This window comes from Arthrobacter sp. P1_D4 (genome assembly GCF_056406115.1).
This window is the reverse complement of sequence record NZ_JBFUAU010000013.1, coordinates 58589-85154: the sequence shown is the minus strand read 5'-3', so window position 1 is coordinate 85154 and position 26566 is coordinate 58589. Positions and strand designations below refer to the sequence as shown.

Annotated in this window: 20 protein-coding genes; 8 read left to right on the top strand and 12 right to left on the bottom strand. The window is 66.4% G+C overall.

The window, feature by feature from the left end; all coding sequences use genetic code 11:
• Positions 1 to 37: 37 nt before the first annotated feature.
• From AC1D0A_RS13775 to AC1D0A_RS13765, 3 genes are all read right to left on the bottom strand, one after another.
• Positions 38 to 1309: a serpin family protein gene (locus AC1D0A_RS13775; protein WP_476946042.1), complete on the bottom strand. Its 1272-nt coding sequence runs from the start codon at positions 1307 to 1309 to the stop codon at positions 38 to 40.
• Positions 1310 to 1412: 103 nt separating this feature from the next.
• Positions 1413 to 3161, bottom strand: a complete 1749-nt coding sequence (locus AC1D0A_RS13770; protein ID WP_476943169.1) for a pyruvate dehydrogenase — start codon at positions 3159 to 3161, stop codon at positions 1413 to 1415.
• 237 nt (positions 3162 to 3398) lie between these two features.
• The gene (locus AC1D0A_RS13765; RefSeq protein ID WP_028278044.1) at positions 3399 to 4910 is read right to left on the bottom strand and encodes a helix-turn-helix transcriptional regulator; all 1512 of its coding nucleotides are present in this window, start codon (positions 4908 to 4910) and stop codon (positions 3399 to 3401) included.
• 142 nt (positions 4911 to 5052) lie between these two features.
• Here AC1D0A_RS13765 and aceA point away from each other — a divergent pair, with 142 nt between their 5' ends.
• Together aceA and aceB are read left to right on the top strand one after the other, a co-directional pair.
• On the top strand, positions 5053 to 6384 hold the full coding sequence (aceA, locus tag AC1D0A_RS13760) for an isocitrate lyase (protein ID WP_459383768.1): 1332 nt from the start codon (positions 5053 to 5055) through the stop codon (positions 6382 to 6384).
• 199 nt (positions 6385 to 6583) lie between these two features.
• Positions 6584 to 8248: a malate synthase A gene (gene aceB, locus AC1D0A_RS13755; protein WP_476946041.1), complete on the top strand. Its 1665-nt coding sequence runs from the start codon at positions 6584 to 6586 to the stop codon at positions 8246 to 8248.
• A gap of 219 nt (positions 8249 to 8467) precedes the next feature.
• On the opposite strand, the gene AC1D0A_RS13750 is transcribed toward aceB, so the two are convergent.
• The 8 genes from AC1D0A_RS13750 to AC1D0A_RS13715 all read right to left on the bottom strand — a co-directional run bounded on the left by AC1D0A_RS13750 (position 8468) and on the right by AC1D0A_RS13715 (position 18489).
• The gene (locus tag AC1D0A_RS13750; protein ID WP_243181487.1) at positions 8468 to 9652 is read right to left on the bottom strand and encodes an MFS transporter; all 1185 of its coding nucleotides are present in this window, start codon (positions 9650 to 9652) and stop codon (positions 8468 to 8470) included.
• A 106-nt stretch (positions 9653 to 9758) separates the two neighbouring features.
• Positions 9759 to 10106, bottom strand: a complete 348-nt coding sequence (locus AC1D0A_RS13745) for a cupin domain-containing protein (RefSeq protein ID WP_476943172.1) — start codon at positions 10104 to 10106, stop codon at positions 9759 to 9761.
• A gap of 35 nt (positions 10107 to 10141) precedes the next feature.
• Complete coding sequence (locus AC1D0A_RS13740; RefSeq protein ID WP_476946040.1) at positions 10142 to 11557, bottom strand: NAD(P)/FAD-dependent oxidoreductase; 1416 nt, start codon at positions 11555 to 11557, stop codon at positions 10142 to 10144.
• A gap of 106 nt (positions 11558 to 11663) precedes the next feature.
• Positions 11664 to 13268 (bottom strand): dipeptide ABC transporter ATP-binding protein, encoded by a 1605-nt coding sequence (locus tag AC1D0A_RS13735; protein ID WP_476946039.1) that lies wholly within the window; start codon positions 13266 to 13268, stop codon positions 11664 to 11666.
• On the bottom strand, positions 13265 to 14122 hold the full coding sequence (locus tag AC1D0A_RS13730) for an ABC transporter permease (RefSeq protein ID WP_476943175.1): 858 nt from the start codon (positions 14120 to 14122) through the stop codon (positions 13265 to 13267). The genes AC1D0A_RS13735 and AC1D0A_RS13730 overlap by 4 nt, the downstream gene beginning before the upstream one ends.
• A complete protein-coding gene (locus AC1D0A_RS13725; protein ID WP_476946038.1) occupies positions 14119 to 15138 on the bottom strand; it encodes an ABC transporter permease in 1020 nt (339 codons plus the stop codon). Before AC1D0A_RS13725 ends, AC1D0A_RS13730 begins: the two co-directional genes overlap by 4 nt.
• 2 nt (positions 15139 to 15140) lie before the next feature.
• Positions 15141 to 16784 carry an ABC transporter substrate-binding protein gene (locus AC1D0A_RS13720; RefSeq protein ID WP_476946037.1) on the bottom strand — a complete coding sequence of 548 codons (1644 nt, stop codon included), beginning with the start codon at positions 16782 to 16784 and terminating at the stop codon, positions 15141 to 15143.
• A 37-nt stretch (positions 16785 to 16821) separates the two neighbouring features.
• On the bottom strand, positions 16822 to 18489 hold the full coding sequence (locus AC1D0A_RS13715; protein WP_476946036.1) for an amidohydrolase: 1668 nt from the start codon (positions 18487 to 18489) through the stop codon (positions 16822 to 16824).
• A gap of 171 nt (positions 18490 to 18660) precedes the next feature.
• On the opposite strand from AC1D0A_RS13715, the gene AC1D0A_RS13710 reads away from it, so the two are divergent.
• Both AC1D0A_RS13710 and AC1D0A_RS13705 read left to right on the top strand, forming a co-directional pair.
• The gene (locus tag AC1D0A_RS13710) at positions 18661 to 19353 is read left to right on the top strand and encodes a TetR/AcrR family transcriptional regulator (RefSeq protein ID WP_243181480.1); all 693 of its coding nucleotides are present in this window, start codon (positions 18661 to 18663) and stop codon (positions 19351 to 19353) included.
• A gap of 94 nt (positions 19354 to 19447) precedes the next feature.
• Positions 19448 to 20926, top strand: coding sequence for a gamma-aminobutyraldehyde dehydrogenase (locus AC1D0A_RS13705; RefSeq protein WP_243181479.1), 1479 nt, complete (start codon positions 19448 to 19450; stop codon positions 20924 to 20926).
• 26 nt (positions 20927 to 20952) lie between these two features.
• Here the strand turns inward: AC1D0A_RS13705 and AC1D0A_RS13700 are convergent, their stop codons facing one another.
• Entirely contained in the window at positions 20953 to 22164 is a 1212-nt protein-coding gene (locus AC1D0A_RS13700) for an ROK family transcriptional regulator (RefSeq protein ID WP_476943180.1), read from the bottom strand.
• A 256-nt stretch (positions 22165 to 22420) separates the two neighbouring features.
• Here AC1D0A_RS13700 and AC1D0A_RS13695 point away from each other — a divergent pair, with 256 nt between their 5' ends.
• From AC1D0A_RS13695 to AC1D0A_RS13680, 4 genes are read left to right on the top strand one after another with little or no spacing between them, the layout of a single operon-like run.
• Entirely contained in the window at positions 22421 to 23176 is a 756-nt protein-coding gene (locus AC1D0A_RS13695) for a sugar phosphate isomerase/epimerase family protein (RefSeq protein WP_243181477.1), read from the top strand.
• Positions 23173 to 24330: a Gfo/Idh/MocA family protein gene (locus tag AC1D0A_RS13690; RefSeq protein ID WP_476946035.1), complete on the top strand. Its 1158-nt coding sequence runs from the start codon at positions 23173 to 23175 to the stop codon at positions 24328 to 24330. Before AC1D0A_RS13695 ends, AC1D0A_RS13690 begins: the two co-directional genes overlap by 4 nt.
• A gap of 9 nt (positions 24331 to 24339) precedes the next feature.
• On the top strand, positions 24340 to 25542 hold the full coding sequence (locus tag AC1D0A_RS13685; RefSeq protein ID WP_476943182.1) for a Gfo/Idh/MocA family protein: 1203 nt from the start codon (positions 24340 to 24342) through the stop codon (positions 25540 to 25542).
• A 1-nt stretch (position 25543) separates the two neighbouring features.
• Positions 25544 to 26539: a sugar phosphate isomerase/epimerase family protein gene (locus AC1D0A_RS13680; RefSeq protein ID WP_028278028.1), complete on the top strand. Its 996-nt coding sequence runs from the start codon at positions 25544 to 25546 to the stop codon at positions 26537 to 26539.
• Positions 26540 to 26566: the final 27 nt, after the last annotated feature.

The window sequence follows — 26566 nt, the reverse complement described above, 5'->3', positions numbered from 1 at the left end:
AGGGCTTCCGGCGATGTGGGTGCCGGTAGGCCACCCGTCAGCGCGGGTCCGCGACCTTCCCCATGAAGACCGGGAGCCCGGTTTCGGTGTGCACGACCTGGTAGAGGAACGGCCGGTCGAAGTCGATGGTCTGGTCCGGGAGGGGCCGCACACCGGTCACGGCGCCGTTGATCTGCGTCACGGCGGCGGCCACCGTTCCCTTCTCGGCAACGGTGATGTCGGCGGCCTGGGCGGCCTGCGTAAGCGTCAGCTTCGGCTGGATGGCGTCGAAATCTTCGGTGGTCACCAGGGTCCCGGCCAGTCCCAGCGCTTCAAATACCTTCCGCAGGTCGAAGGTGCTCTTGTGGTCCCACTTGGGCAGGGAGATCAGTGCGGAGACCTCCTGGGCCGTGTCCAGGGCCGCCGCAATTGCCGCCAGCTTGGCCGCCGTGAGGGTCTCCGGCCCAACGCCTGGACCGGGCAGCACCAGCCGCATGGCAAAACCTTCTGCGTATGGCAGCTCCACCGCCCGCCAGCCAGGGCCCTCCGCATAGGCCAGCTGCAGCGAGTTGTACATGGTCGGCACGCTGATTTCCTCGCCACCTGAGGTCGTGAAAGGCCCGTCCGAGGTGTCGTTCGGGTCGAAAGGAGACTGCCACGCCGCGGCGAAGTACAGGGCATTGAGGAGGCTGAACGTGTTGTCGCGATCGTACTCCGCGGGTGCTTTCTTGATCCGGCCGCCTGTGTTCCGGTCCACCCAGGCATCCAGGGCCGGCCTCGTGGCGGCCTCATCCCGGAAATCCACGGGGTACACCCCGGTGCCGTAGTGCCGGGCAAGGGTTTCCAGGTAGTTCCTCCCGGTTGGTACATCCTTGTCCACAAACAGACCGTTGGCCGCATGCATGACCGGCTTCCGGGGCGGATCCTTTTCGTCGACCGAGCCGGGATCACCGTCATACGCCGCCAGGGACTCGAGCAGGGCGTTCATGGCCTCATCCCGGTTGCCGTCCGGGAGCCCCAGCACCTGGTCCATTTCGACGGCGGTCTCCCCGGACGCCCCTGCCCGCAGCATGGCGAGCGCGATCAGCAGGCTGCCGGGGGACGACACCACGTTCCCTTCGGCCCCGTCACCGCCGTCGGCCAGCAGCGCGGCTCCCAACGTCAGGGCGGAAGCCCGGAATGCCTGGAATTCGGCAGCGTACGCGGCGCGGTCCACCGGAACCCGTTCGACGCCGTCGGCCTTCACAAGCCCTGGTACCGGGGGCGCACAAGCCGTGAGCACCGCGATGGTTCCCGCCGCCACAATTTTCGCCACGCGGTGATCTTTCATGGCCACACCTTTCGCCTCGATGGGTGCGCAGTTCGCCGGAATGTCTCCGGTTCGCCGGACATATCCGGCGAACCGGGCAGCTTCCGGCGAACTCGCCGGGCCCCTAGCGCCGCGGGACGTTCCGCAGGTTGCTCCGTGCCATACTGACGGCCTCGCCGGCACCCCGGTTCAGGACCACTTTGGACATGGCCGTGGCGAAGCCCAGGACCTGCGCGCCCTTGATCTTCGGCGGGAGGGACAGCGCCTTGGGGTCCGTGATGAGCTCCACCAGCGACGGGCCGGGGTGGGCGAAGGCTTCCCGGTACGCAGCCTCGATGCGGGACGGATCCGTGACGCGCTCGGCGTGGTAGCCCAGGGCCCGGGCAACGTCCGCGTAGTTGGCGTCCGGGACGTCGACGCCGAAGTCCGGGAGCCCGTCCACCAGCATCTCGAGTTTCACCATGCCCAGGGTGGAGTTGTTGAAGACCACCACGTTCACGGGCAGCCGGTGCGCGGCGACCGTGATGAGCTCGCCCAGCAGCATCGACAGGCCGCCGTCGCCGGAGACCGAAACCACCTGCCGGCCGGGGTAGGCCAGCTGGGCGCCGATCGCGTGCGGCAGCGCGTTGGCCATGGACCCGTGCAGGTACGAGCCGATCAGCCGGCGGGTGCCCAGCGGGTTGATGTACCGGGCGGTCCAGACATTGCACATGCCGGTGTCCGCCGTGAAAATCGCGTCCCTCGCCGCCACCTGGTCCAGCAGGGAGGCAGCATATTCCGGGTGGATCGGCTGTTTCGTCCCGACGTTGCGGGTGTACGCCCCCACGGCCTTGTTCATGAGCCGGTCGTGCTTCTTCAGCATCGCATCCAGGAAACGGCGACTCTTCTTGGCCGTGACCAACGGCATGAGGGCGGCAAGGGTGGGGAGGACGTCGCCGTGCACTGCGACGTCGACGTCGGTCCGCCGCCCCAGTTTGTGCGCGGCCCGGTCCACCTGCGCCGTCCGGGTTCCGGGGAGGAACTGGTCGTACGGGAAGTCCGTTCCCAGCAGGATCAGCAGGTCCGCGTCCTCGATGCCCTCGGCCGCGGCGCCGTAACCCAGCAGCCCGGTCATGCCGATGTCATAGGCGTTGTCGTACTGCATGAAGTCTTTGCCGCGGAGGCTGTGGCCGATCGGCGCCGCGATCAGCCCGGCGAGCGCAATCACCTCGTCGTGCGCGCCCTCGACGCCGGCACCGGCAAAGATGGCCACCTTGCCGGCGGCGTTGATGGCGTCGGCCAGTTCCTGCACACTCGCGGGGTCCGGCATCAGCGCCGCCGGCCGGAAGGTCGCCGGGGCCGGCGTTTCGGCCGTCGCCTCCAGGCCGGCGATGTCACCGGGAAGGGTCACGACGGCGACGCCCCTTAGGCCGACGGCGTGCTGGATGGCGCTGTGCATGACGCGGGGCGCCTGCTCCGCGGTGCTGATCAGCTCGGAATAGACCGAGCACTCGTTGAAGAGCCGGTCGGGGTGGGTTTCCTGGAAGAAACTGCTGCCGATCTGCTTGCTGGGGATGTGCGAGGCGATGGCCAGCACCGGCGCCCCGGAACGGTTGGCGTCATACAGGCCGTTGATCAGGTGCAGGTTGCCGGGCCCGCAGGAGCCGGCGCACACCGCGAGCCGGCCGGTCAGTTGGGCTTCCGCCGCCGCGGCGAATGCGGCCGCCTCCTCATGCCGGACATGGATCCAATCGATACCGCCCTGTTGCGAGCCGCCGGTCTTGCGGACGGCGTCGACAATCGGGTTGAGGCTGTCCCCCACAATCCCGTAGATCCGCTGCACGCCGGCAGCCTGGAGTTGTTCGATGAGCTGGGTGGCAAGTTCCTTGGCCATGGGCGCACGCTCCCGCGAGATAGATCGATGAGCTGACACAGGCCAATATAGTCTGCCCTGCGGTCAGCCACGCCCAAGGGGACGCTCCCTCACCTTCTGCAGCAAACTCCCGGACGCTCCCTCACCTGATGTGCGGGAGCGACGCACCGAAAGCCGCAGGAAATGAGGGAGCGACGAGCAGTAACGGGCAGGATCTGAGGGAGGGTCCAGGAGGAACCCGCAGGAACTGAGGGAGGGTCAGCTCCCCGAGTGCGCCTGCAGGAAGGAGTAGACCTCGGTCTCGTCCACGCCTGGGAAGGCGCCCGGCGGCATGGCCGCCAGCAGGTGGGAGTGGGCCCGGGCCGAGGGCCAGGCGTTCCCGGCCCATTCGGCGGTCAGCGACGCCGGCGGGCGGCGGCAGCAGCTTTCGTCCGGGCAGGTGGACTTGGACCGCTCGGTGGTGTCGCGGCCGCGGAACCACTTCACGTGCGCATACGGGACACCCACGGACAGGGAGAACTCCCCGTTCGCGGAGCGTTCCGTCCGGGCCGTGCACCAGTACGTCCCGGCCGGGGTGTCAGTGTACTGGTTGTAGGCGCTGAACTTGTCCGGGACGTCGAACACCACCCGGGACGTCCAGTTCCGGCACGAGAACTGACCCTCGATGGCGCCGGTGTGGTCCTGCGGGAACGTCACGCCGTCGTTCTCGTAGGCCTTGTAGATGATGCCGCTCTTGTGCGTCTTCTGGAAGTGCGTGCGGATGCCCAGGTGCTGGGTGGCCAGGTTTGTGAAGCGGTGCGCGGCGGTCTCGTAGGACACCGCGAAGGCATCCCGGATGTCCTCGACCGCGATTTCCTTGGCCTGCTTGGCCTCCTGCAGGAATGCCACGGTAGCCTGCTCGGGCAGCAGCAGCGCGGCGGCGAAGTAGTTCGTGGCCACGCGCTGCATCAGGAAATCGCCGTAGTTGTTCGGCGTCTGGTGGCCCAGGACGTAATGGCCCAGCGCCTGCAGCAGCACCGAACGGGGGTCGTGATCGCTGCGGGCGTTCTGCGTGAGATAAATTCGGCGGTTCTTAAGATCAGTCACCGAACGCGTGGAATGAGGGAGATCACCCACATGGTGGAGGCTGAATCCGAGATGCCCGGCGATGTCCGAAATGACGTGGTGGGACAGCGGACCGCTGGTGTGGCCCACCGAGGCCAGGACCTTCTGCGCCTCGGCCTCATACTCGGGGAAATAGTTGTTCCTCTCGCGCATCATCGCGCGCAGTTCACCGTTCGCGCGGCGGGCCTCCTCCGGCGTCGCGACCTGCTCATTGAGCCGGCGTTCAAGCTCATGCTGCAGGCCCACCATGGACTCCAGCACATCCATCGGAAGCCGCGAACTGATGCGGATCTTGGGCAGATTCAGGGACTCATAGATGGGGCTGCGCTGGTACCGTTCCAGCTCGATCTCCAGCGCCGCACGCCGGTTGGGCGGCTCCGCGCCGAGCAGTTCGTCGATGCTCACCCCGAGTGCCGCAGCAAGCTGCTGGAGCAGACCCAGCTTGGGCTCGCGTTTGCCGTTTTCCATCAGACTCAGCTGGCTGGGGGCCGTCCCGACGGCGGCACTCAGGTCGTCGAGCGTGAGCCCTGCCGCCTTGCGCAGATGCCGGACGCGCCGGCCCAAGCTGATGACATCCACCTCCGGCGCTGCGGGCGCGGACGACGCAAGGGCTTGGCGGTTCCAGCTGGTTGAGTGCATTTCTTGAGAATACGCGAAGAAGTGCATTTCTTTCCATAGCTTTGGTCTAGAAACCCCTTGGAAAGTGCAGAAAAGTAGAACTCACGGAAAGATTCACTATCCGGGAACAACCAACCAGGCTCTGCAGAGACGCAGACTGACCGGCCCCGGACCCACCAAGGAGACAAAGATGACTGCAGCATTTGAGCCCACCCAGCAGACGCCCGAACAGCAGGCCGCCGCACTGGAGCTCGAGTGGGCCGCCAACCCGCGCTGGGAAGGTGTGACCCGGGACTACAAGGCCTCCGACGTCATCCGCCTCCGCGGCCGCGTCTCCGAAGAACACACCCTCGCCCGGCGCGGCTCCGAAAAGCTGTGGAAGCAGCTCACCGAAGAGCACAAGACCGGCGGCTACACCAACGCCCTCGGCGCCCTGACCGGCAACCAGGCCGTGCAGCAGGTCAAGGCCGGCCTCCGCGCCATCTACCTCTCCGGCTGGCAGGTCGCCGCGGACGCCAACAACTCCGGCCACACCTACCCGGACCAGTCGCTCTACCCCGCCAATTCCGTTCCCACGGTGGTCCGGCGCATCAACAACGCCCTGCTCCGCGCGGACCAGATCGAGTTCTCCGAGGGCATCCAGACCGTCGAGGACTGGATGGTCCCGATCGTGGCCGACGCCGAGGCAGGCTTCGGCGGCCCGCTGAACGCCTACGAGCTCATGAAGTCCATGATCCAGGCCGGCGCCGCGGGCGTGCACTGGGAAGACCAGCTCGCCTCGGAAAAGAAGTGCGGCCACCTCGGCGGCAAGGTCCTGATCCCCACCCAGCAGCACGTCCGGACGCTGAACGCGGCCCGGCTCGCCGCCGACGTCGCCGGTACCCCGTCGGTCATCATCGCCCGCACCGACGCCGAGGCGGCCACCCTGATCACCTCCGACGTCGACGAGCGTGACCAGGAATTCATCCTCCGCGAAGGCGGCCAGCCGGTCCGCACCCCGGAGGGCTTCTACAAGGTCCGCAACGGGATCGAACCCTGCATCGCCCGCGCCAAGGCCTACGCCCCGTACTCCGACCTCATCTGGATGGAGACGGGTACCCCGGACCTGGAACTGGCCCGCAAGTTCGCCGAATCCGTCAAGGCCGAGTTCCCGGACCAGATGCTCTCCTACAACTGCTCGCCGTCGTTCAACTGGCGCAAGCACCTCGACGACGCCACGATCGCGAAGTTCCAGCGCGAACTCGGCGCCATGGGCTTCACCTTCCAGTTCATCACCCTGGCCGGCTTCCACGCCCTGAACTACTCGATGTTCGACCTCGCCCACGGCTACGCCCGGGAAGGCATGAGCGCGTACGTCGAGCTGCAGGAGAAGGAATTCGCCTCCGAGTCCCGCGGCTACACCGCCACCAAGCACCAGCGCGAAGTCGGCACCGGCTACTTCGACGACATCGCCACCGCGCTCAACCCGAACGCATCCACCCTGGCCCTGGTGGGATCCACCGAAGAAGGCCAGTTCCACTAGACACCCGACGGCGGCGCTTCCGCCATCGGACCGAATACTCCTCCGCGTGCTATTCCCCATTGCCGCCTTCGACACTACACACGTCGACTGGGCGGCAATGGGGCCCCTTTTACGCACGCTTCCGGAGCATCCGGCCCGCCGCCTCGTGCGCACGTCGCCAACCGCCGTCGAACTTGCTTCTTCTCTAAGGAGATTTGAAATGAACAGCTTCACTGACAACTTCACTATCAACGGGATCACGTTGACCGCGCAGCCGATTTGCCGGCAGGGCGAGGTCCTCACGCCGGACGCGCTGGCGTTTGTTGCCAAGCTGCACAAGGCCACGGCAGGGCGCCGTCGGGAGCTGCTGCAGGCACGGCAGGAACGCCGCCAGCAGATCTCCAATGGCCAGGACCCGCGGTTCCTGCGCGAGACCGAGTCCGTCCGCAACGACCCGAACTGGCGCGTCGCTCCCCCGGCCCCGGGCTTGGAGGACCGCCGCGTGGAAATCACCGGGCCGGTCGACAAGAAGATGACCATCAACGCGCTGAACTCCGGCGCCAAGGTGTGGCTCGCGGACATGGAGGACTCCTCCACGCCGTCCTGGCGCAACGTGATCCAGGGCCAGCTGAACCTCACGGACGCGCTGGAACGCCGGATCGACTTCACCTCGCCGGAGGGGAAAGAGTACAAGCTGCGCCCGGCCGGGGAACTGCCCACAGTCGTGGTCCGCCCCCGCGGCTGGCACCTGCCGGAAAAGCACATGCTCATCGATGGCACGCCCATTGCCGGCGGGATCGTGGACTTTGGCCTGTACTTCTTCCACAACGCCCGCCGCCTGATCGCCCAGGGCAAAGGCCCGTACTTCTACCTGCCGAAGATCGAGAACCACCTCGAGGCCCGGCTGTGGAACGACATCTTCATCATGGCGCAGGAGCTGCTGGGCATCCCGCAGGGCACCATCCGCGCGACCGTGCTGATCGAGACGATCACCGCGGCGTTCGAAATGGAGGAGATCCTCTACGAACTCCGGGACCACGCCGCGGGCCTGAACGCCGGCCGCTGGGACTACATCTTCTCCCTGATCAAGAACTTCCGCACCCGCGGCCCGCGCTTCGTGCTCCCGGACCGCGGCCAGGTCACCATGACCCAGCCGTTCATGCGCGCCTACACAGAACAGCTCGTCCGGGCCTGCCACAAGCGCGGCGCCATGGCGATCGGCGGCATGGCCGCGGCTGTCCCCAACCGCAAGGACCAGGATGCCAACGCGATCGCCTTCGAGAAGGTCCGCGCGGACAAGACCCGCGAGGCCGGCGACGGCTTCGACGGCTCCTGGGTGGCGCACCCGGACCTGGTGCCGGTCTGCCGCGAGGTGTTCGACGCCGTCCTCGGCGAGCGTCCGAACCAGCTCGAGCGCCTCCGTGAGGACGTCACCCCGGACGACCGCGCGCTCCTGGACATCTCCACGACCACCGGAACCATCACCGAACAGGGCATCCGGAACAACATCGAAGTCGGCATCCGCTACATCGAGTCGTGGCTGCGCGGCAACGGCGCCGTGGCCATCCACAACCTGATGGAGGACGCCGCCACCGCGGAAATCTCCCGCTCGCAGCTGTGGCAGTGGATCTTCGCCCGCGCCATCACCGACCACGGCGACGTGATCACCCGGGAGTGGGTGGAGGACATGCTGGACGAGGAATTCGCCAAGCTGGAGCGCTTCGAAGGAGACCGTTTCGCCGACGCGCGGGACATCTTCGAGGAAGTCACCCTCAGCACCGAGTTCCCGGCCTTCCTGACACTGCCGGCCTACGACCGCTTCCTGCACGAAGCGCGCGACGGCGCCGGCGTCGCCAGCGGGGACCCCGCACTGCTTCCGGCGTAGGACTCCGCGTCCCGGGCAACCGGGTCCGCACAGATTTCCGTTGGCTGGGCTGCCAGGCCCTTCGCAACAGGCACCCCGAAATCCGGGTGGCAGTCCAGCAACGGAAAATCCCCCCGTACTCGACAACGGCGTCGAGACGACAGGTAAGGCCCATGTTCCCCGCGAACATGGGCCTTACCTGTCGTCTCGACTGAAATCACCCCGGCGCGCGACAGCGAATCAGTGGGGCTTCGGCACCCGCCGCAGTGACAGCGAGGTGCCCAGGATGAATGCGGCCACCGAGCACAGGATCATCAGCAGCGGGCCGGTCCAGGCGCCGGTGGTCCCGTGGACGTAGCCCAGCAGGGTCGGCGCCACTGCCCCGAAGGAGTATCCCGTCCCCTGGACGACGGCGGACATCCGGGCCGCCGAGGCCTGGTCCCGCGCCAGCCGGATAATGGCCAGGAAGATTAGCGTGATGCCGCCGCCCTGGGCCACACCGCCGAAGGAACACCACAGCCACCACAGCTCCGGTGCGAGCAGCAGGCCCACGGGTACGGTGAGCCACAGCAGCCCAAGGGCGAGGCCCACCGCCGTCGTACTGGCGAACCGGGCCGCCAGCGGCACGCCTAGTCCGCCCACAATGGCCAGGATCTGGAAGAGCGAGGACCCCGCCCCGGCGGCTGCCGGCGACATGCCGAGTTCGTCAGAGAGCAGGCTTGGCAGCCAGGCGGTCACTCCGTAGTACGAGAACGCCTGCCCGGCGAACCCGAAGGTCAGCGCTGCCGTGATCCACCGCGAGGTGAGCTTGCCGGGCCGCCGCGGGTCCGCCGCGGGGATGGCAGCAGGTATGAATGCCCGCCGGCCAACCGCAATCACCCACACGGCGGCAGCCGCCACCGCGAACAGGCCACTGGCGGCAATCGCGGGCCGCCAGCCCAGCAGGTCAGCCAGCGGCGCCGACACCATGGAGGTCAGGAACGAGCCGATGTTCAGTGCCGCGGTGTAGGTGCCCATTGCCGCGCCTTGCCGGGCGGGGGTGAAGTCACGGCGGATGATCAGCGGGACCACGATGTTGCCGATCGTGATGGCGACGCCGAGGATCACCGTTCCCAGCATGACCAGGGCACCACCGCCGGCCGAGCGGACCACGACGCCGAAGAGCACGCCGAGCAGGGTCAGGGTGATGGCGAACTCGGGCCCCAGCTTGCGTCCGGCCAGCGAGGCCAGGGGCGCGGCGAGGGCAAAGCACAGCACCGGAATGCCGGTCAGGAATCCCAATTCCACCGGGGTAAACCCGAGATCGTCCTCCAGTTGGGCGATCACCGGGGCAACCGCCACCAACGGGCCGCGCATGTTCAGCGCGATCAGCCCGATCGCGAGCATGAGGAGCCAGCCGCGCGGCGCCCGGGCCACGCCGCTCATGGGGTGGGCCGTTGCCCGGCGGCCGGGCAGAAATATGCTTTCATCAGTCCCATTGCTATCACGGGCCCCTGCCGCACCCGCGGAATGTGACGTTTCCGGGGCGGGGCTATTGGCCCGCGAAATAGATCTTGCGAAGCGTCTCGGTGACGGTCCACGACGTCCGTTGACCTTGGCGCAGCCGTACGACGTCGCCAGTTGCGACGTCCAAGGTGCTTCCGTCGTCGAGGAACACGAGGCGGGCCTTCCCGCTCAGGACGACAAAGACCTCCTCGGCCTCGGTATCAGTGGCAGTGCCCGGGGTCATTTCCCATATGCCGACGCCGCATCCCGCCAGGTCCTCAAGCTCGCGAACCGCTGTGCTGGGATTGCCCAGAACAACCTTGTCGGCGGAAAGCGGCTCGTGTTTCAGGTCAAGACCGAGTGCCGCTGTGTGCTCGGCCGCTGAGTCCGTCATTGCTGGGTCTCCTCTGGTGGGGTCAATGGGGGTGTCTAGGAGTCGAAACCCAGCCCCACGGCGTCGAGCGTCTTGAGGATAAGGTTCCGCTTGCCCGCATTGTGATCGGCCCGGTCCATCGACCAGCGGGTCAGGTTGATCCCAATCGAAGCGAAGGGCTCGGGCGGGAACGGGAGCGGGCGTTTGCGCACCATCTCAAGGCGCGTCCGCTCGGTTTCCTGCCCGCCCAGCAGGTCCAGCATGACATCGGCGGCAAAGCGGGTGGATGCGACACCCAGGCCCGTGAAGCCTGCGGCATAGGCCACCCGTCCCTTTCGGGCCGTACCGAAAAAGGTGCAGAACTGGGTGCTGGAGTCAATGGCGCCTCCCCACTTGTGGCTGAACCTCAATCCCTCAAGCTGCGGAAACGTCGTGAAGAAGTGGCTGGCCAGCTTCCTGAACGTCTCCTCCCGGTCCTCGTACGCCTCCTTCACCTGGCGCCCCGCGTAATAGATGGCGTCGTAGCCGCCGAAAAGAATGCGGTTGTCCTTGCTCAAGCGGTAGTAGTGGAATTGATTGGCCATGTCGCCGATGCCTTGGCGTTCCTTCCAGCCAATGGCGGCGAGCTGTTCGTCCGTGAGCGGCTCGGTCATGAGCGCGTAGTCGTAGACCGGCACGGTCATGAAGCTGTTCCGTTTCAGGAGGGAGGGGAAGACATTGGTGGCCAGGGCTACCTGCTTGGCCCGAACGCCGCCGGATCCCGTGTGCACGCGGACGCCGTCAGGCAACTCCTCCAGCCCGCTGACGCGGGACTCTTCGAAGATTTGCACGCCGAGCTCCGTCGCCGCCCGCGCCAGTCCCGCGGCAAGTTTGGCGGGATGGATCATGGCGGCCCCGTCCTTGTGCCAACGGCCGGCGAGATAGGTTGGCGAATTCACCGACGCGCGCATCGCATCCGTGTCAAGGAAAACCCCACCCCCGCCGTCGCTCTTAAGCCATTCAACATGGTGCGGTTCCACGGCCACGTTGAACTCGCCCGTGCGCTCGAAGTCGCAATCGATCTGATAACGCTCAACGGTCTCCTGGATCCCGTCCAGGTTTTCCATGCCCAGGCGCTCCAACTGGTCCAGTTCCTTGGGCCAGCGGTTCTTGCCGTTCTCATAGCCATGCGTCAGGCTCGCAACGCAGAACCCGCCATTGCGGCCGGACGCGGCCCAGCCGACGCGTTGCGCCTCGACGACAATTACGTCAAGTTCCGGATTGCGTTCTTTGGCCCGCAGGGCCGTCCACAGGCCTGTGTAGCCCGCGCCCACTACAACGAGATCGGCTTGAAGCTCACTCTCAAGCTGGGGGTACCGAACCACGTCATCGCCCAGATCGTCGATCCAGAATGGTCGGTGCACGGTGTCTGCCAAAGCCTGCTCAACAATTGCCGAGCCCGGGAAGCTCCGCTCAAAAACGGTCGTATGCACTGGAATCTCTCCTATTTGTGAGTGCTTTGTGAGCACTTTGCGAGTGCCCGAGGCACCTGGGTTGGTGGCACACGTTGGTTGTACAGGCGCCGGCATAGATGTCGAACTAAGCGGGCTGCTCTTCCCAGAGGGCCCTCGGCCGTGAGTCGAGGAGCGTGCGGGTGTAGTCGCTGGTGGGAGCAGACAAGATCTTCGCCGTGGGCCCTTGCTCCACGATCTGGCCTTGCTGCAGCACAAGAAGCTCCGCGCACAGCCTGGAAACCACCGCGAGATCGTGGGTCACGAAGAGAATGGTCAGGCCCAGCTGCTCCCGCACTTCCTCCACGAGCTCCAGCACTTGCGCCTGGACCGAGACGTCCAGGGCACTGGTGGCCTCGTCCAGGACCAGCAGCTTGGGCCGCGCGGCGAGAGCCTTGGCAATCGCCACCCGCTGCCGCTGTCCGCCCGAAAGCGCCCGCGGTTTGGAGTCGAACCGCTCCGGGCCGATGCCCACGCGTTCGAGAAGCTCACGGGCGCTCTGCACGGCGTCTGCCCGCCCCTGTCCCTGGTGGAGCCGGAAAACATCTGCCACAGCCTTACCCACAGCGATCCTCGGATCCAGGGAAAGATAGGGATCCTGGAAGACAATCTGCACGTCTTTGGCCAGGAGCTTGCGTTCACCCGCCCGGAGCGGACGTGGCGCCCGGACCCGGCCGTTGATCGCGAGTTCGCCCTCATCGGCCGTCTCGAGCGCGACAATCATTCGCGCCAACGTGGACTTGCCCGAACCTGACTCGCCCACCACGCCCAGGGAGCCGCCAGGGGCAAGGGTGAACGTGGCGTCGTTCAGGGCGGTCAGCATTTCCCCGCCCGGCAACTCATAGCGCCTGCCAAGGCCCTTGACCGAGAGCAGCGGCATGGTGCCGTCGACGGCGGGGGATGCCGGGATCTTGTCTATCTCGATGCGGGGCGTGGCGCCGACCAGCTGGCGGGTGTAGTCCGCCTGCGGGCTCATGAACACTTCGCGAGCCGCGCCATGCTCCACAACTTCGCCCTTGCGCAACACGTAGACGCGGTCGCACAGGGAGGCGGCGAGGTTCAGGTCGTGCGTGATGAACAGCATGCCCATGCCCCGTGCCTGTTGCTGCTCGCGCAGCAATTCGAGAATCCCGGCCTGAGTGGTGACATCAAGGGCCGTGGTCGGCTCGTCGCACAACAGTAATTCGGGCGAATCGAGCAGCGCGGCCGCAATCATGACACGCTGCAGCATGCCGCCGGACAGCTGGTGCGGGTACTGCCGCATCATTTCTTTGGTCCGCCTCAGACCCACCTGTTCCAGCTGCGTGAGGGCCCGCGCGACGGATTCCTTCCGGCTCAGCCCGCGCCATCTCACCAGCGTCTCGGTGAGGAAATCCCCCACCGTGCGTACCGGGTTGATGCCTGCGCGCGGGTCCTGGAAGATCATGGACGCATGGTTGCGGCGCAGTTGCAGCAACTTGGCCGCGGGTGCACTCGTCGTGTCCAGACCCTGTACCTTCACGGAACCGGAGAGCCGGGAGGTGTCCGGGAAAAGGCCTAGCGCGGCCCTCGTGGTGAGCGACTTCCCGGAACCGGACTCGCCCACCAGGGCGACGGCCTCGCCGTCGTCCACGTGCAGCGTAACCTCGTTCAGGAGCGGGCCGCGGCCCGGGAAGTGCAGCGAGAACTGTTCAATTTCAAGGAGCTTGCTCATGAAAGCTTGCCTCCAATCCGGTCGGAGAGTTCCTCACCGATGACGTTGATCGACACGACAATAAGTACGACGACGAGCGCAGGCAGGAGGGCCGGCAGCACATGGCCGCCGAGCAGCGCGCCCCGGGCCTCCTCGATCATGGCGCCCCAGTCGGAGGTTGGCGGCTGGATGCCGAGGCCAATAAACGACAGTGCCGCGAGATCGGCGAGCACATAACCGAAATTGAGCGTGGACTGGGCGCCAACGGTGGGGACCAGGTTTGGCATGACCCGTCCCAGCACCACCCAGGGAGTCCGGAATCCCAGTACCCGGTAGGCCTGGACATACGGTCGGCCCCGTTCGGCGACCACCAACTGCTGCGTCAAACGCGCCACGTACGGGATGTAGCTGATGGTCATGGCCAGTATCGGCGCCATAAGGCCCTTGCCGAAGATGGCAATGGCCAGCATGGAGAGCAGCAGTGCGGGGAAGGCGAAGAGCAGATCGAAAATGCGGGTCAGGATCCTGCTGATCCAGCCGTCCGTCCATCCGGCTGCCAGGCCTAAGAGCAGGCCCAGGACCGTGGACGCTGCCACCACAATCAACGGGCCCATCAGCGACGTTCGCCCCCCGAACATGAGCCGGCTGAGGAGGTCGCGGCCCAGGGCATCGGTGCCGAGCCAGTGGGCGCTGCTTGGCCCGCTCAGCACGCTGGAGAGATCGACGAAGTCCGGATCGTACGGCGCCATGACCGGGGCGAGGAGGGAGAGCAACACGACGACGAGCGTCACCGTCACTGCCATCCAGCCCGTGACCGACAGGAGGCTTCCGTAGCGCCGGGTCCTCAGGAGGGGAAGCGTTCCTGTGAGAGTCATCGGGACTCCGTTCCTGCGGCGATCCGCGGGTCAATGAGGGGTTGGATGAGATCAACGACCGTGTTGGCCAGGACAAATGCCGTGACAACGATCATGACGATCGCCTGAACCACCGCGAAGTCGAGCCGGTCGATCGACTGGACCAGAAGCTGGCCGATCCCGGTCAGGCCGAATGTCTGCTCCACGATGGCGCTTGAGACCAGAAGGCCGGCGATCAGTACACCGCTCACTGTCAGAATGGGGCCCAGGGCGTTGCGGAGCACGTGCCGGAACACCACGGAACTGCGTGTGAGGCCGCGGCTGGTGGCCACCTCCACGTGTTCGCGGATGAGTTGTTCGTTCATTGAGGAACGCGTCACCCGGGCCATGAAGGCAATGAAGGTCACGCCCAGCGCCAGGGCAGGGAGTGTCAGGTGCCAAAGCCGGCTCGGCCCTTCATCACCGCTGCCGAAGGAAGGAAACCACCCCAACTGGACCGCGAAGAGGGCGGTCAGAGCAATCGCCGCAACGAACGGCGGTATGGCACCGGCTGCCGTGACCGTGATGAGGATGAAGCGGTCCCAGCCGCCCTTGTTCAAGCTTGCGAGCATGCCGGCAATGAGGCCCAGGCCTGTGATGAAGACGGCGGCCAGGGCCACGAGTTCCAGCGTCACGGGCAGGCGGTTGAGCAGCACATCGCTCACGCTCTGGCGGTAGGTCAGCGAGCGGCCCCAGTCACCGTGGAGGATGCCTCCGATCCACGTGACATACTGCTCGATCGGAGGCTTGTCCAGGCCGAACTGTTTGGTGATCTCCGCGAGGGCCTCCGGTTTGGGGCTCCGGCCGCGCAGGAGGAAGCGCGCCGGGTCGCCCGGCAGGACAAAGCGGGAGAAGAACACGATCAGTGAGGCGAAGAACAGGGTGATCAGCAGCGTTCCTACCTTGCGGAGCACCAGGGCTAATGGTGCCGCCGTCGGGCTTTTCTTCGTTGCGGGGGACGGTGGGGCGGGTGGTGCTGCCAGTTGGGTCACAGCCACGGCTACCGGCCTCCAATCGTTGCTGCCCAGGGGTAGTACATGTAGTTGATCGACGGCGTCACGCCCGTGATGCGCTTGCCGAGCCACAGTGCGGTGACGGTCTCATAGAGCGGAGACCAGACCACGTCCTGGCTGGCGATTTTCGCCGCCTGGGCCGTGAGCCGGTTTCGCTCGGCGTCGTCTTCGGTGCCGACCGCGCTGTTGATGAGTTGGTCGTACTCGGCGTTGGACCAGCCACCGTAATTGCTGAAATCGCCGGTACGCAGCACGGAGTACATTTCAAGGGGTTCGGCGCTGGAGAGGTACCAGGACGTCTCGAAGAGATCGACACCCTTGCGGGCCTCGGGGTCGGAGAACAGCGTCGTGTACTTGTCATTGGACATGGTCTGAATCTCCGGTGCCAGGCCGATTTCCCGGGCAGCGGAAGCAACGGCACGCGAGGTGATGTCGAAGGCCGCGGTGAGGGACGCCGTCGCGTAGACGAATTTCTTGCCTGTAGCGCCGGCTTCCTTGATGAGGCGCCTGGCCTCGTCAAGGTTGTAGTCCTGTTTGTCGGGCGATTCGAAGGCCGAATTGACCGTGGAAGGCTGGGCACCCACCCACACGTTCCTGGTGGTCAGCGCATCGGTCGTCTTGCCGTAGCCCTGTTCTGCCGCCTGAAGGAGCGCCTCACGGTTGATGGACATCATGAGGGCCTTGCGGACCCGGACATCGCCGAAGACGCCGTTGAGATTTGATGTGACCAGGCTTTGCACCGAGGTGTCGTTGCCGAAGTAGACGTTTCCGGCGTCGGTGTTGGCCTTGAGGATGTCCAGTGCGTTGGAGGGAACCTGCCAGCTGCCATCGATCTCGCCGGTCTGCAAAGCGTTAACCCGGGCATTGGCGTCGGGGAGGATCTTAAAGGTCATCTGCTTCGCCTTGGCCCTGAGGCTTGGATCCCAGTAGTCGTCGAAGCGCTTGAGCGTGATGCCCTCCCCGGCCTCCCAGTGGTCAAATTCAAAGGGGCCCGTGCAATTCACGCCTGTGGTGGCGTTGCCGTAGTCCGCGCCGTCCTTGGCGAGGGTCTTGGCGGATTCCACGACGCCGGGCGCCCCGACCAGCGCGGAGTTCAAGGCGTAATCCGGGACACTGGTGGTGATGGTGACCTCGTAGTCGCCGGTCTTCCGGATGTCGGCCACTCGTTCAAAGGAGGAAGCCCAGAAGGAACCGACCTTCTCATCGACATGCCGCTTGAGCGAGGCCACCACGTCCGCGGCCGTCAGGAGGCTGCCGTCGTGGAAGTGGACTCCCTGCCGGATGGTGTATACCCAGGTCAGGTCGTCAGGGTGCTCAAATTTGGTTGCCAGCCCCGGCGCAGAGGTCAGGTCGGGGTTCCAACGGAAGAGCGATTCGCACATGTTTGCCAAGACCTGGTTCTCCGGGTAGTCGAACGCGTAGGCGTAGTCGAGCGAAAACGGCTCGGCGTAGAGCGCCCAGCTGAACTGGTCAATTTCCTTGTTGGGTTTGGGCGTCGAATTGCTCAGGGTGAATTTGGCGGCGACGGTGCCGCCCGCAGTTGTGCCGCACCCGCTGAGCATGAGACCAATGGCCGAGCAGCCGGCGACGACGGCGCCCAGCCGTCGACGCGATGTGCGTGTGGGAGCCATGCGCATCCTTCCTCTAATCATGAAAGGCGTCCCGGTTCTATGACGGATCCAGCCGGGCAAAGACGCGCTCGCCGGCAATCCAGGTTTCGTCAACTTGGGCGGTATGCAGTTCCTCCGCGGGAATGTCGAAGAGGTTCCGGTCAAGGATCGCCAGGTCGGCGAGGGCCCCGGGGCGGATGATGCCGGTGTCCGAGTCCATGTGGTTGATCCATGCGGTGCCCTGGGTGTAAGCATCAAGGATCTGCTTGAGGGAGAGTTTGTGGTGTTCCGGGCCGAGCGGTTGCTGCGAGCCACCTGGCTCCACTCTGTTCACGGCAACGTGGATGGCCAGGACGGGGTTGGGCGACGAGACTGCCCAATCACTTCCCGCGGCAAGATGTGCCCCTGCCGCCGCGAGTTCGCCGAAGGGGTAGTGCCTTTCCTCAGCATCGGCCTCCAGGAAAGGTAGCGTCAGTACGTCCAATTGTTCTTCGTGGCAGGCCCAGAGTGCTTGGAGGTTGGCTGCTGCCCCGAGGGCCGCGAAACGCGGCACGTCCGCCGTGCGGACCACCTGAAGGTGGGCGAGATGGTGGCGGTTAGTGCCGGGGCCATTGACAGTGCGTGCCTGCTCGACGGCGTCGAGCGCATTGGTGACGGCGCGGTCGCCCAGTGCGTGGAAGTGGACCTGGAACCCGTTGGCGTCGAGGTCTGTGACGAACTCCCGCAGCTGCGCAGGGTCAAAGAACTCGATGCCGTGGTTGTCCGTGTGGTGTCCGTGGCGATCGCGGTACGGCGTGTGCATGGCGGCTGTGAAGTTCTCCGCCACCCCATCCACCATGACCTTCACCGTTGCCGCGGACAACCGCAGCGGATCGCAGGCGTCGGCGACACGATCGCGGCGCGCCAGGATTTCGGCGAGCTGTCCCCGGCCGGCTGAGCGGTCCCACCACTGCGCTGCCCGGACGCGGACCCGGAGTTCATCGGCGTCGAGCGCCTTGAGGTAAGTCTCCAGGGTGTCCCCGAATGGGCTCTGGGAGGTACCCACCCAGGCATCCTGCCACGCCGTGATGCCATAGGAGAGCATGAGCTCCTGCGCCCAGAGCAACCCTTTGTAGGCCTGTTCCGGTGAGATGCCCGGGTGCACGTGGTCAAAGAGTCCCATCGCACCCTCATGGATGGTGCCTGCGGGGTAGCCGTCGGCCTCACGTTCGAGACGGCCGCCGTCGGGGTCCGGCGTCCCGGCGTCGATCCCCGCCAGTTCAAGGGCCTTTGTATTGGCCCAGGCCCCGTGGTGGTCCCGGTTCTGGACCAGCACCGGGCGGTCAGACACCACCGCGTCCAGCATCTGCCGGGTGGGCGTTCCACCAGCAAAGCAGTCCATCGACCAGCCCGCGCCGAGGATCCACGGCTCGTCGGGATGTGACTCGGCGTAGCCGCGCACCGCGGCCACTGCCTCCTCGGCACTGGTGGTCTGGGTGAGGTCGCACTGCAGGTGTTCGACGCCGGCCATGATCGGGTGGACGTGGGCATCTTGAAACCCGGGGATGAGGAGGCGTCCGCGCAGATCCACGCGGATTGTGGCGCTGGTGGCCAGCGAGGCTAATTCCGCGCCGTCCCCTACTGCCAGTACACGCCCGCCGGCAACAGCCAGGGCGGCGCGGACAGGGCGCTCGTCCTCGCCCGTGTATATCCAACCGTTCTCAAAAATCGTCTCAGCGCAGGCCATGGGTTCCCTTCCTCGCAAACTTCTGGTGTCCTGCGTCACACTATGTGGCCATCAACAGAATGTCAACGACGTTGACAACGGCAATGACAATACCTTTGACTAGGAGTGCCGGGACTCGTGTACCGTGGGGATCGCACGCAGGGAAAAGAACTTCAGGAGAGGCGGTGATACGTGGCCCAGCCCAGGCCCGGTCGAGTCGAGGAACAGCCCACGGACCGGCGAGTACGTCTCGATGCAGACATGATCGTCGACGCCGTGCTGGAACTTGCACGGGACGAACCCCAGTCCCGCTTCACGTTCAAAAGCCTCGGCGAGGCACTCGATGTGAACCCCACCGCCATGTACCGCCACTTCCGCAACCGGGACGCGATCCTGCGCGCGGCGCTGGACAGGCTCTTCTCCATGGCGCTTGAAGAAGCAAACGCTTCAGACGCGCCCCTGGACTGGCGGCCCCGCCTGGAGCGCTACCTCCACACCCTGATCGAAGTCTTCATCAAGTACCCGTCGATTGGCTGCGACGCCTTTGCCACCGACACCTTCGGCCAGGGTGAACTGCACTGCATCGAATTCGTCCTCGGTTGCCTGCGGGACGCCGGTCTATCCGGGGACCGGCTCGTGCACTACTACGGCGCGCTGGAGAGCTACACTCTGGGGCACGGATCCGGCATCGCCCAGGAAGTGCTGGCCAAACCGAGCTCTGACGGCCACGAGCCCTGGCTCCAGGCGGTTGCAGTCGCTTCGGTCAGCGGCTTCCCGCTGATCGAGGAACACCGCGATCGACTCCTGGGGCTTGACAGCCTGAACGTCTTCGCCGCGGGCCTCAGCGCCATTCTCGATTCCGCCGAGCGCGAGGGCACCCGCTAGCCGGGAACCCTCCAACAGGGGGTCCGGTAGTAGGGAGCCGCGTCACGGGCGTCGCCCCGGCATCAACTACCCATCCATCCCCCGAGGGAGCATCATGTACCAATTCATCAACGGCCGCACCGAGCAGGGCACTTCCACCCACACGCACGACGTCGTGAACCCCGCCACCGGCGGGGTGGTGGCCACCGTAGACCTTGCCAGTGCGGCCGACGTTGACCGCGCTGTCGCGGCAGCCCGCGCGGCCTTCGCCACGTGGGCCCGCACGGCACCGGGCGAACGGTCCGCGATACTGCACCGTTTCGCGTCGATCCTGACGGAGCGAGCCGAGGAATTCGCCCGGGTGGAGAGCAGCCAGACCGGCAAACCCCTCCGGTTGACCAGGGGTTTTGACGTCCCGGGCACCATCGACAACATTGAGTTCTTCGCAGGCGCCGCGCGCCACCTAGAAGGCAAGGCAACGGCCGAGTATTCGCCAGATCACACCTCCAGCATTCGTCGCGAACCCATCGGCGTGGTGGGCTCAATTGCACCCTGGAACTATCCCCTCCAGATGGCGGCATGGAAAATTCTTCCCGCCATCGCCGCCGGCAACACCATCGTCCTCAAGCCGGCCGAGATCACACCCCTGACGTCAGTAATGTTCGCCCAGGCGCTCAACGACGCCGGGCTGCCGCCAGGCGTCGTCAACGTCCTGGTGGGCACCGGCCCCGAAGTGGGCGCGGCACTGATGCGCCACGAAGGCGTAGACATGGTTTCCTTCACCGGCTCCACCGCGATCGGCCGCACCGTGCTGGAAGCCGCGGCCGTCAACACCAAGCGGGTTCATCTCGAGCTGGGCGGCAAGGCGCCGTTCGTGGTCTTCGAGGACGCCGACGTGGACGCCGCAGTGCACGGCGCGGTCGCCGGGAGCCTGATCAACTCGGGCCAGGACTGCACGGCGGCCACACGGGCCATTGTGCACCGTTCCATCTATCAGGAATTCGTGGACAAGCTCGCGACGCGTTTCCGGGACATCCGCCTGGGCTTGCAGGACGACGAGGGCGCGGACCTCGGTTCCTTGGTCTCAGTCAAGCACCGCGAGCACGTCGCGGGAATGGTTGAGCGTGCCCGCGGCTATGCGAAGGTGCTCACCGGCGGCGAAATCCCCAGCGAAGGCGTCCTGGCCCGTGGTGCCTTCTACCCGCCAACGCTCATCATTGACGCCGCCCTGGACAGCGAGATCGTCAAGGATGAAGTGTTCGGCCCGGTGCTGGTGGTATTGCCTTTCGACGACGATGACGAGGCCATCCGCCTGGCCAACGACACTGTCTACGGGCTGGCGGCCTCCGCTTGGACCAGCAATGTGCACCGGGCCATGCGCGCGACCCGGGAGATAAACGCGGGCTGCGTGTGGGTCAATGACCACATCCCGATCATCTCCGAGATGCCGCACGGCGGCTTCAAGCAGTCCGGCTTCGGCAAGGACATGTCCGCCTACTCCTTCGAGGAATACACCCAGGTCAAGCACGTGATGTTCGAGCTGAGCGGCAGCGCGGAAAAGGACTGGCACCGCACCATTTTCCAGCTGCGCTGAAAATTCCGGGCCGGGGCCGGCGGGCCCTAGCCCGTGGCCTGCAGGGTCGCCTCAATGACGGCGGGCGAGAGTACGTGCTGGGTGACCATCTGGCTGGCACCGAGGATCGCGGCCTGGTCCCCGGCCCGGGACACGCCGATCCGCAGGTGGGTCGTGGCCAGGGGCAGCGAGCGCCGGTAGACCACCTCGCGGACTCCGGCCATGAGGTGCTCCCCGGCCTGGCCGAGGCTTCCGCCGATGACAATCATTGAGGGATTCAGCAGGTTCACGACCGTGGAGAGGACGTCGCCGAGGTCCCTGCCGGCCTGCCGCAGCGCCTGGATGGCCCGCAGGTTGCCCTCGGCGACCAGGCGCAGCACATCACCGCCGTCGTGCGCCGGCAGGCCCTGCTGCGTCAGCGCCTTGGCGACGGCAGGCCCGGACGCCAGGGCTTCCAGGCAGCCGTAGTTCCCGCAGCGGCACAGCACGTCATCGCCGCGCGGAACCCGGACGTGACCAAGGTCGCCGGCCGTCCCGTTGGCCCCGCGCTGGAGCTGGCCGCTGCTGATGATGCCCGCCCCGATGCCGGTGGCCACCTTGATGAACAGGAAGTTTTCGTCGTCGGGCCAGTGCGCCGTGCGCTCCCCCAGCGCCATGATGTTCACGTCGTTGTCCACCAGGACCGGCACCGGGAGGGACCGCTGGACATGGCGGACGACGTCGAACCCGTCCCAGCCGGGCATGATCGGCGGCTTCACCGGCATGCCGGTGGCGTGCTCCACCGGCCCCGGGAGCCCGATCCCGGCGCCAGCCAGATCCGCGGCGCCCCGGCCGGCCCCGGCGAGCAGCCGCAGCCCTTCATCGACCACGCGGTCCAGGACAACCACCGGGCCGTCGGCGACATCCTGCGCCAGCCGGTGCTCGGCGAGTACCTTCCCGCTGAGATCCGTAACGGCGATGATCACGTGGGTGGCCCCGACATCCACGGCCAGGACGACGCGGGCGGCCGGGTTGAAGGCAAAGCGCGACGGCGGCCTGCCGCCGCTGGAGCTCGCCTCCCCCGCCGGGCCAACAAGGCCAGAGACCATCAGCGCGTCGACGCGGGAAGCGACAGTGGACCGGGCGAGCCCGGTGGTCAGGGCCAGCTCCGCGCGGGTCCGGGCCTTGCCGTCGCGCAGGAGCTGGAAGAGGTCTCCGGCGCGGGACAGGCTGCCGCCGGCCCCGGGGGCTGCGGGCTCGGTGCCGGTGGGCGTACTCATGAGTAAGTGATAGCACGGAGATCTTCTGCATGTCACGCTTCACAAAGATCGACACGTGGTTTCCACCTTTTGCTTGACGCCCGGCAAAAGCTTCCCTAGCTTAGAGCCATCGTGTTCCTCCGCTCCAGACAAATCATCTCGCTGCCCATGGGCGTGCAGTCCTTCCTCGCGCAGAATCAAACGGAGTGGACGCCCCCTTCCCGCTGTCAGGGCTGTCCCTCTCACCTTCGAAGCCGAACTCGTGCAAAGGAATCCCGTGTCTTACTCAATCCAGCTGTACACCCTCCGCAACGCCCTCCAGGAAGACCTGCCCGGCACCATCAAAAAGGTCGCCCAGCTCGGCTTCACCCAGGTTGAGCCCTACAACTTCGTGGCGACGGCCGCCGAGCTCGGCGCCGCCCTGAAGGAAAACGGCCTGACCGCCCCGTCCGGCCACGCCCCGCTGCTGAGCCAGGACCAGGACGAAATCTTCGCCGCGGCCAAGGAGTTGGGCATCAGCACGGTGATCGATCCCTACCTGCCAGCCGAGCACTGGCAGTCGGCCGAGGACATCCAGGCCACCGCAGCGAAGCTCAACGCCGCGGCCAAGAAGGGCGCCGGGTACGGCATCCGCGTCGGCTACCACAACCACGCCTGGGAGCTGGAGTCCAGCATCGAGGGCCAGACCGCGCTGGAGTACTTCGAGGGACTCCTCGACCCGGAACTCGTCCTGGAAGTGGACACCTATTGGGCGGCCGTCGGCGGCCAGGACCCGGTGCAGCTGCTGCAGCGCCTCGGCGACAGGGTCAGGTTCATCCACATCAAGGACGGCCCCGTCTCCACGGACACCAAGGCGCAGCAGCCGGCCGGGCAGGGCAAGATCGCCGTGCGGGACGTCATCGCCGCGGCGCAGTCCCTGGAAGTCGGCGTCGTGGAATTCGACGACTACTCCGGCGACATCTTCGACGGCATCGCCCAGAGCCTGGGCTACCTGCAAAGCGGTTCCGCCAACGCGCAGGGCGTGAATGCATGAGCGCCGCAGCGAACCGGGTAACGGTGAACCAGGTATCACCGAACCGTGCCACCGGCCGCGGCCCGGTGGGCGTCGCCGTCATCGGCGCCGGCAACATCAGCAAGCAGTACCTGGACAACCTGACCGTCTTCCCCGACCTTAAGGTCCACGTGATCGCCGATCTCTTCGAAGAGGCGGCCGAGGCGCGGGCCAAGGAATACGGCATCCCGGAGTGGGGCGGGGTGGACGCCGCCCTGAACCACCCCGACGTCGAAATCATCGTCAACCTGACCATCCCGGCCGCGCACGTGGAAGTGGCCACGGCCGCCGTCAATGCCGGCAAACACGTCTGGACGGAAAAGCCGTTCTCGCTCGACCGCGATTCCGGCGTGGGCCTGCTGAAATTGGCCGACGCCGCGGGGCTGCGGCTGGGCTGCGCCCCGGACACGTTCCTGGGCGCCGGGCTGCAGACTGCGCGGCGGCTGATCGAACGCGGCGACATCGGCACCCCGCTGACGGCCATGACCACGTTCCAGACGCCCGGGCCGGAATCGTGGCACCCCAACCCCGCATTCCTCTTCCAGCACGGCGCCGGTCCCCTGTTCGATATGGGCCCGTATTACCTCACGGCCCTGGTGCAGACGTTCGGCTCCGTGCGCCGCGTGGCCGCGACCGGTTCCAAGGCCAAGGAGGTCCGGGTCATCGGTTCCGGGCCCCAGGCCGGCGAGGAATTCACGGTCGAGGTCCCCACCCACGTCTCCGCCATGGCCCAGTTCGAGTCCGGCGCGTCCTCCCACAGCGTGTTCAGCTTCGAGTCCCCGCGGCTGCGGATGGGCTTCGTGGAGATCACCGGGACGGAGGCCACCATCTCGCTGCCGGATCCGAACTACTTCGACGGCGACATCAGGCTTTGGCGCGCCGGCGACGAGGAATGGACCGTTATTCCGGCCACCGGCCCCAGCCAGGGCCGCGGCATGGGCGTGCTGGACATGGCCCGCTCCATCCGCGCCGGCGTCCCGCACCGCGCCACCGGCAACCTCGCCTACCACGTCCTGGACACCATGGTCTCGATCTCCGAGTCGGTCGGTTCCGGCACGTTCATCGATGTGGAAAGCTCGGCCCCCACCTCCGCAGCCCTCCCCGAGGACTGGGACCCCGCCGCTTCCACACTCTAGGGACCAGCAATGAATTCCCACGAAACCACCCCCGGCCGCGCACCCGGTTCACGTTTGGGAGTGGCCATGATCGGGTACGCGTTCATGGGCAAGGCCCACTCGAACGCCTGGCGGAATGTTGCCAGCTACTTCGACGTCCCGGCGTTCGAACGGTGCGTCCTGGTCGGCCGCGACCGGGACGGCGTCGCCGAGGCGGCCGCAAAGTACGGCTGGGCCGAGTCCGCCACGGACTGGCGCGAGGTGATCGCCCGCGATGACATCCAGATCGTCGATATTTGCACGCCGGGGTTCATGCACGCGGAAATCGCCATCGCCGCGCTGGCCGCCGGCAAGCACGTCCTGGTCGAGAAGCCGCTGGCCAACACCCTCGCCGAGGCCGAGGCCATGGCGGAGGCGGCCCGGGCCGCGCAGGAGGAAGGCGTGCAGTCCATGATCGGCTTCAACTACCGCCGGGTCCCGGCCCTGGCGCTGGCCCGGGAGCTGATCGCGGAGGGCCGGCTCGGCGCCGTCCGGCACGTCCGCGCCGCCTACCTGCAGGACTGGCTCGTGGACCCGGACGTGCCCATGACCTGGCGGCTGAACAAGGACACCGCCGGCTCCGGCGCGCTGGGCGACATCGCCTCGCACGCGATCGACCAGGTGCTGTTCCTCCTAAGCGAGCCGGTCACCGAGGTCTCCGGCCGGCTGCACACCTTCACCCGGCAGCGCCCGGGCGCCGCCGGGCTCGAGGAGGTGACGGTCGACGACGCCGCCTGGGTCATGCTGACCCTCGCCTCCGGGGCCATCGCCTCCGTGGAGGTCTCCCGGGTGGCCACCGGACAGAAAAACTCGCTGAAGCTGGAGATCTATGGTGACAAGGGTGCCTTGCTGTTCGACTTGGAGGACCTAAACGAGCTCGGCTTCCTGGACGCCACACTGCCGGTCCGCGAGCAGGGCTTCCGCCGCATCCTGGTCAGCGAACCCGAGCACCCGTACCTTGAAGCATGGTGGCCGCAGGGCCACGTGATCGGCTGGGAACACACGTTCACGCACGAGATCCGCGACTTCCTCGTCGCGGTGGGCACCGGAACCCAGCCGTCGCCGTCGTTCGAGGACGGCCTGAGCGTCCAGCGGATCCTCGCGGCCGTGGAGGAAAGCGCCGCCGCCAAAGGTTCACTCATCCAGCTGACCCCGTCCGCACGGACCACCCAGACCACTACCGAAGGAGCCTGACATGCCCCGCCCGTACACCCTGTTTACCGGCCAGTGGGCCGACCTGCCCTTCGAGGAAGTCGCCCGCCTGGCCTCCGGCTGGGGCTACGATGGCCTGGAAATCGCCGTCTCCGGCGACCACCTGGACGCCTGGCGCTGGGACGAGCCCGGCTACGTCGAGTCCAAGCTGGCTGTGCTTCAGAAGTACAACCTCAAGGTCTGGGCCATCTCCAACCACCTCAAGGGCCAGGCCGTGTGCGATGACCCGATCGACTTCCGGCACGAGGCGATCGTCGGGGCCAGGGTCTGGGGCGACGGCGACCCCGAGGGCGTCCGGCAGCGCGCGGCTGAGGAAATGCAACACACCGCCCGGCTCGCCAAGGCCCTCGGCGTCGACACCGTGGTCGGGTTCACCGGATCCTCGATCTGGCAGTACGTCGCGATGTTCCCGCCCGTGCCGGAGAAAGTCATCGAGGCCGGCTACCAGGACTTCGCGGACCGCTGGAACCCCATCCTGGACGTCTTCGACGACTGCGGTGTCCGCTTCGCGCACGAGGTCCACCCCTCCGAGATCGCCTACGACTACTGGACCACCGTCAGGACCCTCGAGGCGATCAGGCACCGTGCGGCCTTCGGCCTGAACTGGGACCCGTCGCACTTCATGTGGCAGGGCATCGACCCGGTCTCCTTCATCTGGGACTTCAAGGACCGGATCTACCATGTGGACTGCAAGGACACCAAGCTGCGGCCCACCGGCCGGAACACCGTTCTGGGCTCGCACCTGCCCTGGGGGGACCCGCGCCGCGGCTGGGACTTCGTCTCCGCAGGCCGCGGGGACGTGCCCTGGGAATCCTCGTTCCGGGCACTCGCAGCGATCGGCTACGACGGCCCCATCTCGATCGAATGGGAGGACGCGGGCATGGACCGGCTCCACGGCGCCCCCGAAGCCCTCGCCGCGCTCAAGAAGTTCGACTTCCCGGCCTCGAACACCTCCTTCGACGCCGCCTTCAAGCAGTAAGAGACCGGCCGGAAAGCGGCAATAGTG

What these genes read in the sequence shown, in the direction of transcription:
- AC1D0A_RS13750 (WP_243181487.1), bottom strand. Translation starts at nt 9,652, where the DNA reads ATGAGCGGCGTGGCCCGGGCGCCGCGCGGCTGGCTCCTCATGCTCGCG.
- aceA (WP_459383768.1), top strand. Translation starts at nt 5,053, where the DNA reads ATGACTGCAGCATTTGAGCCCACCCAGCAGACGCCCGAACAGCAGGCC.
- AC1D0A_RS13730 (WP_476943175.1), bottom strand. Translation starts at nt 14,122, where the DNA reads ATGACTCTCACAGGAACGCTTCCCCTCCTGAGGACCCGGCGCTACGGA.
- AC1D0A_RS13700 (WP_476943180.1), bottom strand. Translation starts at nt 22,164, where the DNA reads ATGAGTACGCCCACCGGCACCGAGCCCGCAGCCCCCGGGGCCGGCGGC.
- AC1D0A_RS13705 (WP_243181479.1), top strand. Translation starts at nt 19,448, where the DNA reads ATGTACCAATTCATCAACGGCCGCACCGAGCAGGGCACTTCCACCCAC.
- AC1D0A_RS13745 (WP_476943172.1), bottom strand. Translation starts at nt 10,106, where the DNA reads ATGACGGACTCAGCGGCCGAGCACACAGCGGCACTCGGTCTTGACCTG.
- aceB (WP_476946041.1), top strand. Translation starts at nt 6,584, where the DNA reads ATGAACAGCTTCACTGACAACTTCACTATCAACGGGATCACGTTGACC.
- AC1D0A_RS13765 (WP_028278044.1), bottom strand. Translation starts at nt 4,910, where the DNA reads ATGCACTTCTTCGCGTATTCTCAAGAAATGCACTCAACCAGCTGGAAC.
- AC1D0A_RS13680 (WP_028278028.1), top strand. Translation starts at nt 25,544, where the DNA reads ATGCCCCGCCCGTACACCCTGTTTACCGGCCAGTGGGCCGACCTGCCC.
- AC1D0A_RS13720 (WP_476946037.1), bottom strand. Translation starts at nt 16,784, where the DNA reads ATGGCTCCCACACGCACATCGCGTCGACGGCTGGGCGCCGTCGTCGCC.
- AC1D0A_RS13735 (WP_476946039.1), bottom strand. Translation starts at nt 13,268, where the DNA reads ATGAGCAAGCTCCTTGAAATTGAACAGTTCTCGCTGCACTTCCCGGGC.
- AC1D0A_RS13775 (WP_476946042.1), bottom strand. Translation starts at nt 1,309, where the DNA reads ATGAAAGATCACCGCGTGGCGAAAATTGTGGCGGCGGGAACCATCGCG.
- AC1D0A_RS13715 (WP_476946036.1), bottom strand. Translation starts at nt 18,489, where the DNA reads ATGGCCTGCGCTGAGACGATTTTTGAGAACGGTTGGATATACACGGGC.
- AC1D0A_RS13685 (WP_476943182.1), top strand. Translation starts at nt 24,340, where the DNA reads ATGAATTCCCACGAAACCACCCCCGGCCGCGCACCCGGTTCACGTTTG.
- AC1D0A_RS13690 (WP_476946035.1), top strand. Translation starts at nt 23,173, where the DNA reads ATGAGCGCCGCAGCGAACCGGGTAACGGTGAACCAGGTATCACCGAAC.
- AC1D0A_RS13770 (WP_476943169.1), bottom strand. Translation starts at nt 3,161, where the DNA reads ATGGCCAAGGAACTTGCCACCCAGCTCATCGAACAACTCCAGGCTGCC.